Source organism: Salinicola halophyticus, assembly GCF_003206695.1.
Classification (GTDB): Bacteria; Pseudomonadota; Gammaproteobacteria; order Pseudomonadales; family Halomonadaceae; genus Salinicola; species Salinicola halophyticus.
Genome location: NZ_PZJN01000009.1, coordinates 130,067 through 146,075, shown reverse-complemented (window position 1 = coordinate 146,075; position 16,009 = coordinate 130,067). Strand labels below are relative to the sequence as shown.

Below are 16,009 nucleotides of genomic sequence, written 5' to 3'. Positions count from 1 at the left end.
ACGATGCCCAGCCGCGTCTTGTCATTCGGAAGGAGAGACGTGCTTCAGGACGCGTTGAGTCGATCGGCGCGCGGCTTTCTCAGGATCGGGTGGCGACATCGTTGCTGGCGGCCGGCTCACGCATGGCGATCGGATTGGGCGTGACCGGCATCCCCGGTGCGAGCACCTTCTGGGTGCCGTTGACGATCACACGATCGCCGGCCTTGAGGCCTTCGCGGACCACGATCAGATCCCCCACCTCGCGACCGGTCTCGATCTGGCGCGGTGTCACGGTATTGTCGTCGCCGACCACGTAGACGAAGCGCCGGTCCTGATTGGCGAGCACTGCCTTGCGGTTTACCAGCATCGCCGCTGTCAGATGGTCGACGGGCATCTCCACTCGCGCGAACTGCCCGGGCCGGAAGGCGCCATCCGGATTGGGCAGAACCGCTCGATAGCGCAGGGTGCCGGTATCCGCGTTGATCTGGTTGTCGACGAAATCCAGCTGTCCCTGGTGAGGGAACCCTGTCTCGCCGGTCAGCCCGATGCGCAGCGTGGCGGTCTTGCCTTGATTCAGCAGTGCTTGAGCGCTGGGGGCTTCGGCTTCGTTGCTGTCGAAATAGACGTAAAGCGGATCGACCGACACCAGCGTGGTCAGCACCGACTGATCGGCACTGGCGAGGTTGCCCTGGGTGACCATGGCGCGCCCGGTGCGTCCCGTTACCGGCGCGGTGACGCGAGTGTACTGGAGATCCAGTTCGGCACTGCTCAGCGCGGCTTCGGCTTCCGCCTGCTGCGCTCGAGCATTGAGCGCGGCCGCCTGACGCTGATCGTGCTGCTCCTGGGAGATCATGTGTTTCTGGATCAGCTGGCGAGATCGGCCGGCCTCGACTTCGGTGAGCCGGCGTTGACTCTGCGCCTGAGCCAATGAGGCCTTGGCGGCCTGTACCCGGGCTTCGTAGGGACGGGGATCGATACGAAACAGCAGGTCGCCGGCCTCGACCAGTTCCCCTTCTTCGAAGGCGACTTCGTCGATATAGCCAGTGACGCGCGGCCGCAACTGTACGGTCTGCGGTGACGCCACGCGACCGGTGAAGGTTTCCCGCAGCGTGACGGGTTCCACCAGCACCGTTGCGACATCTACTGCCGGCGGCGGCGGCGGCGCGCTGGCGGTTTGCGCTTCGCCCCGGGCATCGCAACCGGCCAGCAAGGCGATGATGAGCAATACGCCCAATCCGCGAGACAGACTCGTCGTCGATACGCGCTTTTCGTTATGTATCTGCATTTCCTTGACCCCGCGTTGACTGTGTCCGGTCGCAATCGATCCCGTCAGTCAAGATCGCGCGAGTCATGCCCGAAAACGCACCAGCCAACCTCTGGGGTTGGCGAGCATGGGCACCGGATAGGACGAGCACTGTAGGGCTCGGACAAGCGTGGGCGTTATCGGATTCCTCGTTATTGATTGCCTAATTCTGTCGACATCGCGAATCCGTGGATGGGGGCGCGCGCCAGCTTTTGGCATTCCGTGAGTGGCATCGGGGCATGATTGCCCGTTCCTTCAAAGGTCTTGCCCAATCCTGCAGATATCGGGTTTCTGTCATCAGAAAGCCAGAAAGCAGGCATATAATCGCGATTTGTCTCATGATGACCATCAGACCAACAAGCGAGAGGTGAAGTCGTGAGTGTCATTCAACCTGTCTTCGATACGCTTGACGATGAACTCGGGCGATTGGCGGATACTCTGGCGTTACAGATCCGGAAATGGACGCATCAGGAAGGTCTGACCACCACCGCGGTGCCGGGGCTGGAGCTGGTGCGAGCCGACTCTTCCGTCAACAACTGCATCGGTTCCACGGTGTACGACCCTTCGTTCTGCCTGATCGCGCAGGGGAGCAAGACGGTATGGCTGGGAGATCGGCAGATCGATTACGGCCCGCTGAGCTGCATGGTGTCGGCGGTGCATCTGCCGGTGCTGGGCAAGGTCACCGAGGCGTCGCCGGAAAGACCCTATCTGGGTCTGAAAATCACTGTCGAACCCCAGGAGATCACCGATCTGGTGCTGGCGCTGGGCGAGGGGCTCAACGGCATGGAGCAGCAGGAGTGCCCGGAGAACGCCTGCGGCCTGAGCCGGGTACAGGCGGAGAAGGGGCTGGTGGAGGCGGTGCTGCGGCTGGTGAATCTGCTCGATTCGCCGCAGCAGGACATTCGAATGCTTGCGCCGCTGGTGCGACGAGAGATCTTCTATCGCGCGCTGATCGGGGAGATCGGCCTGCACATGCGCAAGTTCGCGGTGGCCGACACCCAGACGCATCGCATTTCCAAGGTGATCGCGGTACTCAAGGATCGCTTCACCGAGCCGCTGCGCGTTCGCGATCTGGCGGACATGGTCAACATGAGCGAATCGTCGCTGTTCCACAGCTTCAAGCAGGTCACCCGGATGTCGCCGGTGCAGTTCCAGAAGAAGCTGCGGCTGCACGAGGCGCGCAGATTGATGCTATCCGAGGGGATGGAGGCGGCGACGGCCAGTTTCCACGTGGGTTACGGCAGTCCTTCGCATTTCAGCCGCGAGTACAGCCGCCTGTTCGGGGTGCCACCGCGAGCGGACGTGACCAAGCTGCGCGGCGAGTTACCCGAGGCCGCGCGGGCCTGAATGCCCGCGCGACATGAGCCTGTCTCGAACGGCTCGAGAAGTGCCCGGCCAGGATGTTGAAAGGCCGGGCCGTGCAGCGGGTCAATCTCAGTCACCGATGACCATGACCGCTTCGGCTTCGACCTGGCTACCCTTGGGCAGCTGCTTGACGCCGACGGCAGCGCGGGCCGGGAAGGGCGGCTGGAAGAACTCTTCCATCACCTTGTTGACCACGGTGAAGTTGTCGAGATCGGTCAGGTAGAGGTTGAGCTTGACGATGTCCTGCAGCGAGCCGGCGGCTTCCTGGCACACGGCGGCCATGTTGGTGAACACCTGGCGTGCCTGAGCCTCGAACTCTTGGGAGACCAGCTCCATGGTCTTCGGGTCTAGCGGAATCTGGCCCGAGAGATAGACGGTATTGCCCGACTTGATCGCCTGGGAATAAGGGCCGATGGCGGCCGGGGCGTTGTCGGTGTTGATGACGGCTTTGTTGCTCATGGCGTACCCTCCAGTTTCTTTATCTAGCGTCTTCTCATAAATACGTTTTCAATGGCATTGCCATCGTGAAAAAACACTGCCCCGCCGCGCATGACGCGGCGGGGCAGCCATTACCGATTAGTTTCGGGCGCGAACGATGCGGCCGATATGATTCAGGTTGCGCAGGCGCTTGATGATCCGCGCCAGATGAATGCGGCCCTTGACCAGAATGGTCAGATTGACGATCGAAAGCCTGGCGTCGCGCTCCTCGATGCCGATGCGCTCGATGTTGGCGTCGGCATCGGTGATCAGGCTGGCGAGCTCGGCGATCAGGCCGCGCCGGGTCTCGACTTCGATCCGCAGCGGTACCGGGAAGTCCTGATCGATCTGCTTCGACCAGGTCAACGTCACCAGCTTGTCGGGATCGTCGCGCAGCTCATCGAGGTTACCACACTCGTGGCGGTGGACGACGATCCCCTTGCCGATCGACAGATGGCCGATCACAGGGTCCCCGGGGAGCGGGTGGCAGCAGCGCGCGAAGCTGATCGCCATGCTTTCGGAGCCATTGATGACGATCGGGCCATTGTGCGGCGCCTCTTCCAATAGCCGTTCCAGGCTGCGTTCGCCGCTGCTGGTGTCGGTGGCCGAATCATCCGCGACCAGGCGCCGTGCCGTGGCGTGAGCCAGGCGAGTGCCGAGACCGATGGTCTCGAGCAGGTCGTCCTCGGTCTTGAGGTCCAGCTCTTCCAGCAGGGAAGACAGCCGTCCCGGCGGTAGTTTCTCGAGGCTGGTCTCGAACCCGGTGAGCGCGCGATTGAGCAGCCGGCGGCCGAGCTGGACCGCCTCGCTGCGCTGCTGACTCTTCAAGGCGTGACGAATCGCCGAGCGCGCCTTGGCGGTGATCACGAAATTGAGCCAGGCCAGATTGGGCCGCGCGCCGGGGGCGGTGATGATCTCCAGGGTCTGCCCGCTCTCCAGCGGCGTCGACAGTGGCGCCAGATGGCGATCGATGCGACAGGCGATGCAGCTGTTGCCGATGTCGGTGTGCACGGTATAGGCGAAATCGACCGCCGTCGCCCCCTGTGGCAGCTCCATGATGTCGCCTTTCGGCGTAAAAATGTAGACATCATCGGGAAAAAGGTCGTTTTTGACGTGCTCGATGAACTCCAGCGAGTCGCCGGCGTGGCGTTGCATCTCGAGCAGACCGCGAACCCATTCGCGGGCCCGGGCGTGGCTGCCGGCGGCGATCGGCCGCTCGGTCTGGCCCGCCTTGTAGAGCCAGTGCGCCGCGATGCCGTTGTTGGCCATCGCTTCCATTTCGCGGGTGCGGATCTGCACCTCGATCGGCATCCCGCTGGGGCCGAACAGCGTGGTGTGCAGGCTCTGGTAGCCGTTGGCCTTGGGGATCGCGATGTAGTCCTTGAAGCGCCCCGGTACCGGCTTGTAGAGATTGTGCACCGCGCCCAGCACGCGATAGCAGTTGTCGACGCTGTCGGTGATGATGCGAAAGCCGAACACGTCCATGATCTCGGCGAACGGCTTTCGCTGGTCGTGCATCTTGCGATAGATCGACAGCAGGTGCTTCTGGCGTCCGACCACGCTGCCGGTGAGGTCGTCCTCGTCGAGGCGACGCTGCAGGCTGGTCTGGATCTGGCGCATGGTCGAGCGGCGGTTGCCGCGAGCGCTGGCCACCGCGCGCTTGATGCGCTCGGAACGCATCGGATGGATCGCCTGGAACGACAGATCCTCGAGCTCGACCCGAATGGTGTTGATCCCCAGGCGTCCGGCGATGCGGGCGTAGATTTCCAGCGTCTCGCGGGCGATCCGGCGCTTCTTGTCGGGGCGCAGCGCACCCAGCGTGCGCATGTTGTGCAGGCGATCGGCGAGCTTGACGATGATGACCCGGATATCCCGGGACATCGCCATCACCATCTTCTGGAAGTTCTCGGCCTGGGCGACCGCCTTGTCCTCGAAGGTGATCTGGGTCAGCTTCGAGACGCCGTCGACCAGTTCCGCCACCGCCTCGCCGAACTGCGCCTCAAGGGCTTCCCGGGAGACGCTGGTATCCTCGATGACATCGTGCAGCATGGCGGCCATCAGGCTCTGATGGTCCATGTGCATGTTGGCGAGGATATTGGCGACGGCGAGCGGATGGGTGACGTAGGGCTCGCCGGAGCGGCGCTGCTGGCCGTCGTGGGCCTGCTCGGCGTAGTAAAAGGCGCGCTTGACCTGCTGAATCTCGTCGTCGGGGAGATAGCCGCCGAGACGATCGGCCAGGTCATCGATGGTGAACATGCGCGCGCCTATTTTGACTGCTCGTTTAACTACCTGTTATGGACACCGATTGATCAACATCCCGTTCCGCAACCGGTCCGTGGGCGTCATGGCGACGCCACAGACGACCGGAGATCATGCCGGAAGCACGACTCAGATGTCGTATTCCTGGGTCGGCTCGGGACGCGGGCGCGGCGGCGCGGCTTCGACCGGCTCGTCGAGAATGCTGTCGCCGATCTGGCCGGTAGCGATTTCACGCAGCGCCATCACGGTCGGCTTGTCGTTTTCCCACGGCAGCAGCGCATCTCGGGAGCCGCGCGCGAGCTGACGGGCGCGCTGGGACGAGATCATTACCAGCTTGAAACGGTTCTCGATATGGTCCAGACAATCTTCGACGGTCACTCGTGCCATGAGGGTAGCCCTGTTACCAGAAAATGAGGGAACGCGCCCCATGCTGCGGGGTCTGCGGGACCGAGCAGTCTACTGGAGTTGCGCAACGCCTGACAAGAGAGGCCAGCCGGACACGACGACGCGCGTCGACCGCTCGCGCTTCGACGGAAGATCCGGCGCTCGAGGATGCCCTAGGAGATGCGCTGGAGAAGGTGACGTGGCCACCGAAAATTCAGCCGGCGTCGTTCAGCAAATCGGCGAGCAGGCCCGCGTGGCGTGCCTGCATCTTGTCGCGGCGCGAACGGCGCGCATGGACGATGCATTCGAGTTCGGTCAGCGCGTGTTCGAAAGTGTCGTTGATGATGACGTGCTCATACTCGGTGTAATGCGACATTTCGCTGACCGCATCGCGCATGCGCCGTTCGATGACCGCTTCATCGTCGGTGCCGCGTCCGGCAAGCCGCTCTCGAAGCGCCTCCCGCGACGGCGGCAGGATGAAGATCGATTCGGCATCCGGCGACTGCTCGAGAACCTGCTGGGCGCCCTGCCAGTCGATCTCCAGAATCACGTCCTCGCCCACGGCAAGGCGCTTTTCGACCTCGACCCTGGAGGTGCCGTAATGACGATCGAACACCCAGGCGTGCTCGAAGAATTCGCCTCGTTCGACCATCGCCTCGAACTCGGGCTGGGTGACGAAGTGGTAGTTGACGCCATCCTGCTCGCCTGGGCGCTTGGCGCGCGTGGTATGAGACACGGACACGCCGATATCCGCGTTACGTTCGAGCAGGGCGCGAACCAGACTGGTCTTGCCGGCACCGGAAGGGGCGGAAACGATATACAGCGTGCCCAGTGCGCTGGCGCCGAGCGTATCGGCGGGGGTACGGGGCGTCGAGAGAGCGTGCGACATGACAGAACGGCCGTCCGGAAGTGCGTGAAGCCCCATAGTATGCCACGTAAACGCCATGTCATGGGCAGGGGAGCCTCGCGCGGGTTCGGGCCGTCGGCCGGCAGAGCAGTGAGGCTTCGACGCTGCCGCTATCGGCTACAATGATTTTTCTCATTCGTCACGTTCGGCTCTTTTCGCCAAGGGACTTTCCGCTTCGGACTTTCCGTTCGCCAAAGGCTTCCCGCAAGGGCCATCCCGATTAGCAAAGGTATTCATGACTTCCTCGACCGCAACCGAGACCCGCCGTGCCGGCCCATTTCTAGGCATCGCCCTGGCGTTCGCGGCAACGATGATCGGCACCACGCTGCCGACGCCGCTCTATCCGATCTACCAGCAGCAGCTGGGCTTCTCGCAGTTGATGATCACGGTCATTTTCGCGGTCTACGCGGCCGGAGTCATCGCGGCGCTGCTGATTACCGGGCGCTGGTCCGATCAGCTCGGGCGACGGCCGTTGCTGTTCGCCGGCCTGTTGGCATCGATCGTCAGCGATCTGGTGTTCTGGCACGCGGACGGCCTCGGCATGATTCTCGCCGGGCGGGTGTTGTCGGGTATTTCTGCCGGCATCTTCACCGGCACGGCGACCGTAGCGGTGATGGAGCTGGTGCCTGCCGAGTGGAAGCGCGCCGGTACGCTGGTGGCCACCGCCGCCAATATGGGCGGTCTGGGCCTGGGGCCGATGCTCGCTGGGGTGCTGGCGGTGCTCTTCCCCATGCCGTTGGCGCTGCCCTATATCGTGCATCTGGTGCTCGCGCTGGTGGCGGTGATCTGCATCTGGCGTGCGCCGGAGACCGTGAGCCGGCCCGAGCGGATTCGTCTGCGTGTGCAGAAACTCAAGGTGCCCGCCGAGGTGCGCGGCGTGTTCGTACCCGCGGCCATCGCGGCATTCGCCGGTTTCATGGTGTGCGGCTTCTTCACCGCCGTGACGCCGGCGTTCATGGGTCAGGTGCTGGGTCATACCAATCACGCGTTGATCGGATTCGTGGCGGGGCTTCTGTTCATCGCCTCCACGGCCGGCCAGATGCTCCAGGGGCGCCTGCCCGAGGCGCACCGCCTGCCGATCGGCTGCGCGGTGCTGTTCGCTGGCGTGCTGTTCGTCGCCTGGGGTATCGGCGCGGCGCAGCTGGCCGGTTTCATCATCGGTGCGATCGTCGCCGGCATCGGCCAGGGCATCGCTTTCCGTGCCGGGCTGGGCGCGGTGGCGGCCGCGAGTGCCAGCGAGAATAAGGCGGCGGTGGTCTCCACCTTCTTCGTGGTGGCCTATGTCGCGATCTCCCTGCCCGTCATCGGGATTGGTCTGGTCGCCTCGGTGATCAGCCTGCAGCTGACGGGGCTGCTGTTCGCTCTGCTGGTGGCACTGCTCTGCTGCCTCGCGCTGGTCTTGCTGCTACGCCGGGACAAGCGACAGGAGGCCGCCTAGGCATGTCGCGAGGCGCGTTGCAGTCAGACGGTCTCTGGTATCATGAGCGCCGATTCGTTCTACCGACTGCCAGGAGTTCCCGATGACTGCTTCGCCCGACACGCTTCGCCTCCGCCGCCCCGACGACTGGCACCTGCATCTGCGTGACGGCGAGGTGCTGAAGACGGTGCTTCCCTACACCAGCCGGACGTTTGCCCGCGCCATCGTCATGCCCAATCTGGTGCCCCCGCTGACCACGATCGAGGCGGCCAGTGCGTATCGCGAGCGCATCGTGGCGGCGATCCCCGCCGATCATGACTTCACGCCGCTGATGACCTGCTACCTCAACGAGAGCGTCTCCCGGGAGACACTGGAGCGCGGCCACGCCGATGGACTGTTCACCGCCGCCAAGCTCTATCCGGCCAATGCGACGACCAACTCCCAGCACGGCGTCAAACGGATTCAGGACGTCTATCCGCTGCTCGAAGTGATGCAGCGCATCGGCATGCCGCTGCTGATCCACGGCGAAGTGACACGCGGCGAGATCGATATCTTCGATCGCGAGAAGTATTTCATCGACGAGGTCATGCTCGATATTCGCCGCCAGTTCCCCGAACTCAAGGTCGTGTTCGAGCATATCACCACCAGGGATGCCGCCCAGTTCGTGCTCGACGGTGACGAGACCCTTGGCGCCACGCTGACGCCGCAGCATCTGGCCCAGAACCGTAACGACATGCTGGTCGGCGGCATTCGCCCGCATCTCTACTGCCTGCCGATTCTCAAGCGCGGCGAGCACCAGCAGGCGCTGCGCCAGGCCGTCGCCAGCGGTCACCCGCGCTTTTTCCTGGGTACCGATTCTGCCCCCCACGTCACCGCCGCCAAGGAGACATCCTGTGGCTGCGCCGGCGTGTTCAACGCCGAAGCGGCGCTTTCGGTCTATGCCGACGTGTTCGAGCAGGAGGGCGCGCTCCAGCACTTCGAAGCCTTCTGTTCCGAGAACGGCCCGCGCTTCTACGGCCTGCCGCTCAACGAAAGCTTCGTCACCCTGACGCGCCAGCCGACCCCGGTCGCCGAATCGGTGGGCGAAGGCGACAACACCTTCGTCCCCTACCAGGCTGGCGAATCTCTGACCTGGTCGGTGGTGGTCGACTGAGCGGACTTCCCGTGCCCGATCTTGTTATTTAAAACGACACGCCGGCCTGCAGCGTGACCTCCAATGGTTCGCCGACCACCACTCGGGTATCGCCGCCGCTGGAGGGGTAGTAGGTGGTGTCGAACAGGTTGTGGACGTTGAGCTGGAGATGGGTGTTGTCGCCCAGCCAGCGGTTGTCCCAGGCGATGAACGCATCCGCTACGGTGTAGTCGTCGAGGCTGAAGCTGTTGTCGCTGTCGCCCTCGCGGCTGCCGACGTAGCGAACGCCGCCGCCAACCCGCCAACGACCGTAATCGGGGTATACCGCGAGCGCCTGCGATAGCAGCAGCGACGCGGTGTGACGCGCGACGTTGGGCAGCGCGTTGCCTTCGGTGCCGCCGCCTGTATTCTCCGAGCCATCGTCGAGCACTTCGGCATCGGTGTAGGCATAGTTGGCGAGGACCGATAGCCGCTCGGTCAATTCCCCTTGAGCGGAGAGCTCGATCCCTTTCGAACCGCTCTTGCCCACCGCCCGCGACACGCCGTTGTCGCTGACGACGACGTTCTCCTTGGTGATCTCGAAATAGGCCAGTGAAGCCTGCAGCCGATCGCCGAGGAAACGACGCTTGATCCCGGCTTCCCAGCCATGACCCTCTTCCGGATCGAAGCGCTGTCCGGTGTCGGCATCGGGTTGATTGGGAACGAACGATTCGCTGTAACTGGCGTAGAGCGAAGTCAGCGGCGTCAGCTTGTAGAGCAGGCTGGCGTGGGGCAGGAAGACGTCATCCTGGGTGTCGGTTTCGACCACGAACGGCCGGCCCTGGCCGCCATACTGTTCGCTATGCTGATAACGCCCACCCAGACCGAGAATCCAGCGTTCGCCTAAGTGCAGATTGTCGTCGACGTAGGCGCCGGTGGTGTCGATCTCGTCGAGCCGATGGCTGGTGCTGTCGAGATAGGTGGCGCCATCCAGGTTTAGATCGCCGTCGTCGGGGTCGTAGATCGAGATCGTGTCGGTAGCGCCGCGATAGCGGTCGGCCAGATAGTCGCGGCGTCGCTCATGATCGATGCCGACGGTCATTTCGTGGCGAATGCCGGCCAGGTTTACGTCGCCGAGCAGCTCGGCGGCGGTATAGATCACGCGCCGGTCGAAGCCGTGATTGGCATCGGCGCGCCGGGTGGCGGTGCCTTCCTCGGCAACGCTCAATACTCGCGGCTGGCCATCGTCGTACTGGCGCCGGTTCCAGCCGTAGGTCAGCCGACTGGTCCAGTCCGGGTGAAGATCCTGCTCCCAGCGCGCCGTGAACGACTGATCGTGGCCCGTTACGCGGGACCAGTCTTCGTCGAATCGCCGCTTGCGTGGCACGTCGACTGCCTTGCCATCGACGAAGGCGGTGCCCCGATCCAGGGTCAGGTCGTAGTCGCGGTACTCGTAGGCGAACCACAGGCGGGTGTCGTCGTCTTCCCAACTGAGCGACGGCGCCACCACGGTCTGGCGATTGCTGCCGAAGTCGCGCCAGTAGTCCTCGTCCTGCTGCCCGACGATGAAGCGAAACGCCGCACCGCTGTCGCCCAGCGGCCCGGTGACGTCGACGCTGGCATTGCCGCCGCCGAAAGAGGTGCCCTTGCCGCTGATGGTGCGCTGCCACTCGTATTGCGGCTTCTTGCTGACGAGATTGATGACCCCGCCGGGCTCCTGCACGCCGTAACGGAAGGAGCTGGGGCCCTTGAGCACTTCGATGCGTTCGGTGGTGAAGGTCGAGAAGGTATTGCGCGGCTGGCGGATGCCGTCGCGCAGGATCGAGCCGTCGCTGTTGCTGCCGAATCCGCGCTTGATGAAACCGGCTTCGGTGCCGCCCATGGTGTTGCCCTGTGTCACGCCGTTGACGTAGGCCATGGCATCGGTCAGCGAATCGGCGCCGATATCCTTGAGCATCTGCGAGCTGATCTGGTCGACCGTGCGCGCCTGGCTCAGGAAGTCGGTTGGGCGGCCATTGACCAGGTTTGAGCGCGTCGCTTGATAGCCTTCCGCTTGGGATGGGACGGCGGCGGCAGTCACCACCAGCGGCATGAGAGCGTCATCCGCGGAACTGGCTCGGGCGGCTATCAGCAGTACCGCCAAGGTGGCGGCGCTGGAGAGGCGGCGTGGGGGCATGGCGTGGGTTCCCTGGTTTGAATTGTCGTTTTCTGACTGACGTTTTGGCCGTGGCCCGCGACGAAGGCGAGCGTTCAATGTGGCGATGAATTTGGCGATGAGTGTGGTGATGAAGGAACCGCGCGATAGGTCGTCTCGAACGTGCCGTCGACGGTGATCGGCATGAAGTCTCGATAGAGTTCGCGTCGTGTCGCTGCCGGATCGAGGGCGCCGCACTGCTGCGGATGCAGCCAGCCGGCGATGGCCTGCAGGGCGACCACCGAGAACGGCCCCTGGTGGTAGCCATGCCAGATCGCGTGGAAGCCGCCGTCGTTGACCGCCGATAGCGCCGACCAACCCGGTCGGCGGGCCACGACATCGGCCATGTCGCCCTGGGTATCGCTTTCCGCGACACCGAAGCCGGCCCGAATCGAGCCGCTTTTGGCCCACTGGGCGGCGGTGGCGATGATCACGTCGGGATCGCGCGCGAGGATGGTCTCGGGGTTGAGCACGTTTTCGGTGCCCGGGCTCATGCCAGCGGCGATGTTGTCGCCCCGGGCATGGTCGACCAGGTCGGCGAGACCCGAATCGAAGTTGCTACGGCAGCAGTCGACCTTGAGCCCCGGGGCGATATCGATCAGCACGCTGGGCCGCCGGGTGACGGCATCGAGACAGTCGTCGACAGCGGCGGTCGCCGACTGCAGTCGCGTGATCAGGGCGGAGGCGCGCGGTTCTGCATCCAGCGCCTGACCCAGCAGCTCGAGCGAGGGCAGCGTGTCGTCGAGAGGATGCTCGCGGAAGTCGATGAACAGGATCGGAATCTGCAGCGCCGCCAGCTGATCCAGCAGCGGTGTCTGGCGCAGCTCGGCATGGCGCGAGACATCGGCGACGATCAGATCCGGATCGAGGGTGATCAGTGCTTCGGCGCTGGGCATGGCATTGCCGTTGTTGCCCAGCGTCGGCAGATCGGACAGCTCGGGAAAGGCTGCTGCGAAGCGCGCCTGCGCCACGGGGTCGAAGCTCTCCAGCGAACCGCGCCAGCCGCTCATGCGTGATACGGGATCGGGCAACAGTGCCGCCAGGGCAAAGAGGTGGCGCGGATTATCGAGAAAGAGGCGCTCGGGTGCGGCGGCAAGGGTCACCTCGCGCCCGGCGAGATCGGTCACTGTCACCGGATACTCTGTCGCCTGCGCCGTGCTCGTCAGCCAGCCGGTACCGAGCCAGATTCCTAGCCAGAGCCGGAGCCAAGCCCTGAGCCAGAGCCCGAGTGTGTCCCACGCGTTTCGGCGGCCCAGTAATAACCCCATGATTGCTTTTCTTCTAGTTGATTAAAGCGAATCATTATCATTTGTATCGGGGCAGGGGTCAATGCTAATGGTCAGTCAGCGCCAAGCCGATAACCCGTCAGCCGGCTCGAAGGGGCGAATGATCCAGCTTTCTGTGCCTTCCGGTGCAATCCACAGCGGGATCGCATTGGCCGAGCGCGGTCCGGCCGGACTGCCGTGGGTCAGGCCACGCACGGCACGGACCAGCCCCGAATGGCCGACGATCAGCGGCGTTTCGGCTTCCTCGAGCAGCGCGTTGAGCGTGGCGGCGATGCGCTCGACGAACGCGTCCCAGGATTCGCCACCTGGCGGCGTGCTCATGTAAGGGATCGTCGCGGGAATCGGCTGGCCTTCGAGGTCTCCCCAGTGGCGTTCCATCAGCCCATCGACGATCCGGTCCGGCGCGCGGCCCAGCGCCAGTTCGGCGGTGCGGTAGGCGCGTTGCAGCGGGCTCGACACCGCCAGCGACCAGTCGATGTCCCCCAGCAGCTCGCCTGCGCGCTTCGCTTCGTCTTCGCCCTGCGGCGTCAATGCCACGTCATGCTGACCGCCGATGCGACGCTCGAGATTGCGGGTGCTCTGGCCGTGGCGAAGGAAGACAAAGGGGCGGCGGATCAGGGCAGGCATGGCGGGTCCTTGGCAACAAGTCGGGTGTGAACGCAGTGATGCGATTCTAATCGATTCGGCGAGTGACGATTTGCCGGCTACGGGATTTTGCGGTAACCCTTGGTGATGATCCGGCGATCCGCCCGATTGTCATACAATGCCCGAACAGACGTGAACCGCATAAGGAATGCCCATGTCCACCGCTCTCGATATCCATATCTACACCGACCCTGATTTTCGGCAATCGAAGGACTTCGCCGACGAGCGCGTCCTCGGCATTCTGGCGGAGTTCGAGGGTCTGGGATCGCGTATCGCGCTGAGTTTCAGCCACGACGAGACTGCGCTGAATGCGGCGCTGGCCGATGCCGAGGTGCTGATTCTGGTGGGCAAGCTGGATATCGCCGACGTGGCGGCACGGGCACCGAAACTGCGCTGGATCCATATTACCAGTGCCGGGGTCGATCGAATTCCCCTGGACCGCCTGCCCGCCGAGGTACTGGTGACCAACGCCAAGGGCAATCACGAGGTGCGGGCCCGTGAGTTCTCGATGACGGCACTGTTGATGCTCAACAACCGACTGCCGGATTTCGTGACCCAGCAGCGCGAGAAACACTGGGCGCAGAGCGCGCTCGAACCCATCGACGGCAAGACGGTAGTGATCCTGGGCATGGGGGCGCTGGGCAGCGCCGCGGCCGAGGCGGCCAAGCGGCTGAATCTGAAAGTGATCGGCGTCAGCCGTTCGGGCCGGGATCACGCCCTCGCCGATGTCAGTCTGCCGCAAAGCCGGCTGGAGGAAGCGCTGGCGGGCGCCGATTTTCTGCTGATCACGCTGCCGTTGACGCCGGAGACGCGCCATGCGGTCGGCGAGGCGGAACTGGCGGCCATGCCGGCGCGCGCGGGGGTGATCAATATCGGTCGCGGCCCGGTGCTGGATGTGGCCGCGCTGGCGAAACGGCTGGAAGCGGGTCAACTGCGCGGCGCGGTGCTCGACGTGTTCCCGGAGGAGCCGCTGCCGGCGGATTCGCCCTACTGGACCACGCGCAACCTGATCGTCACGCCGCACAGCGGACTCTACGACGCCGATTACGTGCCGCGCTGCCTGCGCTTCTTCTTCGCCAACGTCGAGCGTTATCTTGACGACCGGCCGCTCGAGAATCGAGTCGATACGAGCTTGGGCTATTGATCTACACGGTCTGCCACAGCATCGGATCCGGGTCGCCCAGCGTCGTGGCGATGACCCGCAGCGCGCGCTCCAGCGCTTCGCGACTGTCGGCGGCACTGATACAGACACGAATCGCCTGGGGGGCGCTGACACTACCCAGGCAGAAGCTTTCAGCCGTGCTGACGTTGACCTGCTGCGCCTGGAGTTGAGCCACCACATGGCTGGTGCGTAGCTCCCCCGGCAGCGCCAGCCACAGATAGAACCCGCCGCGGCGGCCGCGGGGGGAAAACTCTCCCAGTATCTGCATGGCGCGATCGAAGCGCCAGTCGAGCTCTTCGCGCTGCCAGTGCAACAGCGTCGCGGCGTCACCGCTCTCGATCCAGCGACAGACGAGCGAGGCCATCAGTGGCGGTGGCATCCAGCTCTGAGCCCGCAGCGCGGCGATCAGCCGCCCGTGCAACGCTTGCGGCGCGCGCATGGCGCCAACCCGCAGCCCCCCGCCCAGCACCTTGGCGACCGAAAAGAGCGTGACCGTGCACTCCGGCGCCAGCCGATAGAGCGGCGTCAGCGGTGCCTCATCGAGCTGTGGATGGATGTCGTCCTCAATCAGCCAGAACCGTCTTTCCCTTGCCAGCCTGACCAGCGCTCGCCGCCGATCCTCGCTGAGGCGCGCGGTGGTGGGGTTGTGGCAGTCAGGCATGACGTAGAGCGCGCGGAACGGCTGCTGTTCGAAGGCACGAGCCAGCGCATCGATATCGATGCCTTCCTCGTCGTGCGCGACCGCCACGCTCTTGAGCGAGAGCTGCTGTAGACCGCTGATCAGCCCGGGATAGGTCAGGCGTTCGGCGGCGAGGCGTTCGCCGGGCGACAGCAGGGCGCTCAGGCTCAGAAAGATGCCATGCATGCCGCCCTGGTTGATCAACAACTCCTCGGCGGGCACCGCGCGGCCCAGTGTCGCCAGCCAATCCGAAATGACTGTTCGTTGCCAGCTCTGCCCGGCCTCCGGTTGATAATCGATCGCCGCGCGCAATAACGCCGGATCCTGCTGGATGGAGTGCATCGCGCGGGCCAGCGATGCCTCGCGCCGTGGGTGGGGAGGCGGCAGCGACAGGCTGAGATCGACGATGCCGCTGTCCGGCGCGACGCGACGGACGTGGTCGAAGGCCTGGTGGGGCGCACCGGCGTCGCGCACATACGTTCCGCTGCCGACGCGCGCACTGACCACGCCGCGCTGTTCGGCGAGCGCGTAGGCGCGAGTGACCGTGCCGACGGTGACACCAAGCGCATCCGCCAGCCGCCGCTGAGGAGGCAGCTTGGCACCTGTTGCCAGCTCGCCACTGGCAGCGGCGGCGGCAATGGCGTCGGCCAGCTCGCGATAGCGGGGGCCATGTCCGGGGAGTAGAGGGATCCAGATTGTCATGGTGACAATAATCGAGTTGACCGAAGAAATAAGGCGGTTATGCTCGAATTGTTCGGCTATTTGGTCGTTTTGTCAATAAATTGTACCCATACGATTACCGAGAAACGATTCCCGGGTACAGATTGATTCTCTGAAGAGG

General features: G+C 64.2%; 13 protein-coding genes. 4 read left to right on the top strand and 9 right to left on the bottom strand.

Translation table 11 applies throughout. From position 1 onward, the window contains the following. Positions 1-79: 79 nt before the first annotated feature. Positions 80-1,264, bottom strand: a complete 1,185-nt coding sequence (locus tag DOM58_RS14625) for an efflux RND transporter periplasmic adaptor subunit (RefSeq protein ID WP_110693462.1) — start codon at positions 1,262-1,264, stop codon at positions 80-82. Between the two features lie 393 nt (positions 1,265-1,657). On the opposite strand from DOM58_RS14625, the gene DOM58_RS14620 reads away from it, so the two are divergent. Further along, positions 1,658-2,629: an AraC family transcriptional regulator gene (locus tag DOM58_RS14620; RefSeq protein WP_110693461.1), complete on the top strand. Its 972-nt coding sequence runs from the start codon at positions 1,658-1,660 to the stop codon at positions 2,627-2,629. An 87-nt stretch (positions 2,630-2,716) separates the two neighbouring features. Here DOM58_RS14620 and DOM58_RS14615 read toward each other — a convergent pair whose 3' ends face one another. From DOM58_RS14615 to gmk, 4 genes are all read right to left on the bottom strand, one after another. Continuing rightward, complete coding sequence (locus DOM58_RS14615; RefSeq protein ID WP_110693460.1) at positions 2,717-3,106, bottom strand: RidA family protein; 390 nt, start codon at positions 3,104-3,106, stop codon at positions 2,717-2,719. A 117-nt stretch (positions 3,107-3,223) separates the two neighbouring features. Continuing rightward, the gene (locus DOM58_RS14610; RefSeq protein ID WP_075561564.1) at positions 3,224-5,380 is read right to left on the bottom strand and encodes a RelA/SpoT family protein; all 2,157 of its coding nucleotides are present in this window, start codon (positions 5,378-5,380) and stop codon (positions 3,224-3,226) included. Positions 5,381-5,512: 132 nt separating this feature from the next. Continuing rightward, positions 5,513-5,770, bottom strand: a complete 258-nt coding sequence (rpoZ, locus tag DOM58_RS14605; RefSeq protein WP_075561565.1) for a DNA-directed RNA polymerase subunit omega — start codon at positions 5,768-5,770, stop codon at positions 5,513-5,515. 211 nt (positions 5,771-5,981) lie between these two features. Beyond that, complete coding sequence (gene gmk / locus DOM58_RS14600; RefSeq protein ID WP_110693459.1) at positions 5,982-6,656, bottom strand: guanylate kinase; 675 nt, start codon at positions 6,654-6,656, stop codon at positions 5,982-5,984. Positions 6,657-6,909: 253 nt separating this feature from the next. On the opposite strand from gmk, the gene DOM58_RS14595 reads away from it, so the two are divergent. Together DOM58_RS14595 and pyrC are read left to right on the top strand one after the other, a co-directional pair. Beyond that, positions 6,910-8,112: an MFS transporter gene (locus DOM58_RS14595; protein WP_110693458.1), complete on the top strand. Its 1,203-nt coding sequence runs from the start codon at positions 6,910-6,912 to the stop codon at positions 8,110-8,112. Positions 8,113-8,194: 82 nt separating this feature from the next. Beyond that, a complete protein-coding gene (gene pyrC / locus DOM58_RS14590; protein WP_110693457.1) occupies positions 8,195-9,244 on the top strand; it encodes a dihydroorotase in 1,050 nt (349 codons plus the stop codon). Between the two features lie 28 nt (positions 9,245-9,272). Here the strand turns inward: pyrC and DOM58_RS14585 are convergent, their stop codons facing one another. The 3 genes from DOM58_RS14585 to DOM58_RS14575 form a co-directional block, all read right to left on the bottom strand. Next, positions 9,273-11,378, bottom strand: coding sequence for a TonB-dependent siderophore receptor (locus tag DOM58_RS14585; RefSeq protein ID WP_110693456.1), 2,106 nt, complete (start codon positions 11,376-11,378; stop codon positions 9,273-9,275). 74 nt (positions 11,379-11,452) lie between these two features. After that, a complete protein-coding gene (locus DOM58_RS14580) occupies positions 11,453-12,529 on the bottom strand; it encodes an ABC transporter substrate-binding protein (RefSeq protein WP_188113823.1) in 1,077 nt (358 codons plus the stop codon). 210 nt (positions 12,530-12,739) lie between these two features. Then, on the bottom strand, positions 12,740-13,309 hold the full coding sequence (locus DOM58_RS14575) for a histidine phosphatase family protein (protein WP_110693454.1): 570 nt from the start codon (positions 13,307-13,309) through the stop codon (positions 12,740-12,742). A 172-nt stretch (positions 13,310-13,481) separates the two neighbouring features. Between DOM58_RS14575 and DOM58_RS14570 the strand changes: the two genes are divergently transcribed. Beyond that, positions 13,482-14,471, top strand: a complete 990-nt coding sequence (locus DOM58_RS14570; protein ID WP_157957558.1) for a D-2-hydroxyacid dehydrogenase — start codon at positions 13,482-13,484, stop codon at positions 14,469-14,471. A gap of 1 nt (position 14,472) precedes the next feature. Here DOM58_RS14570 and DOM58_RS14565 read toward each other — a convergent pair whose 3' ends face one another. Continuing rightward, positions 14,473-15,870: an aminotransferase-like domain-containing protein gene (locus DOM58_RS14565; RefSeq protein ID WP_110693452.1), complete on the bottom strand. Its 1,398-nt coding sequence runs from the start codon at positions 15,868-15,870 to the stop codon at positions 14,473-14,475. Positions 15,871-16,009 lie beyond the last annotated feature (139 nt).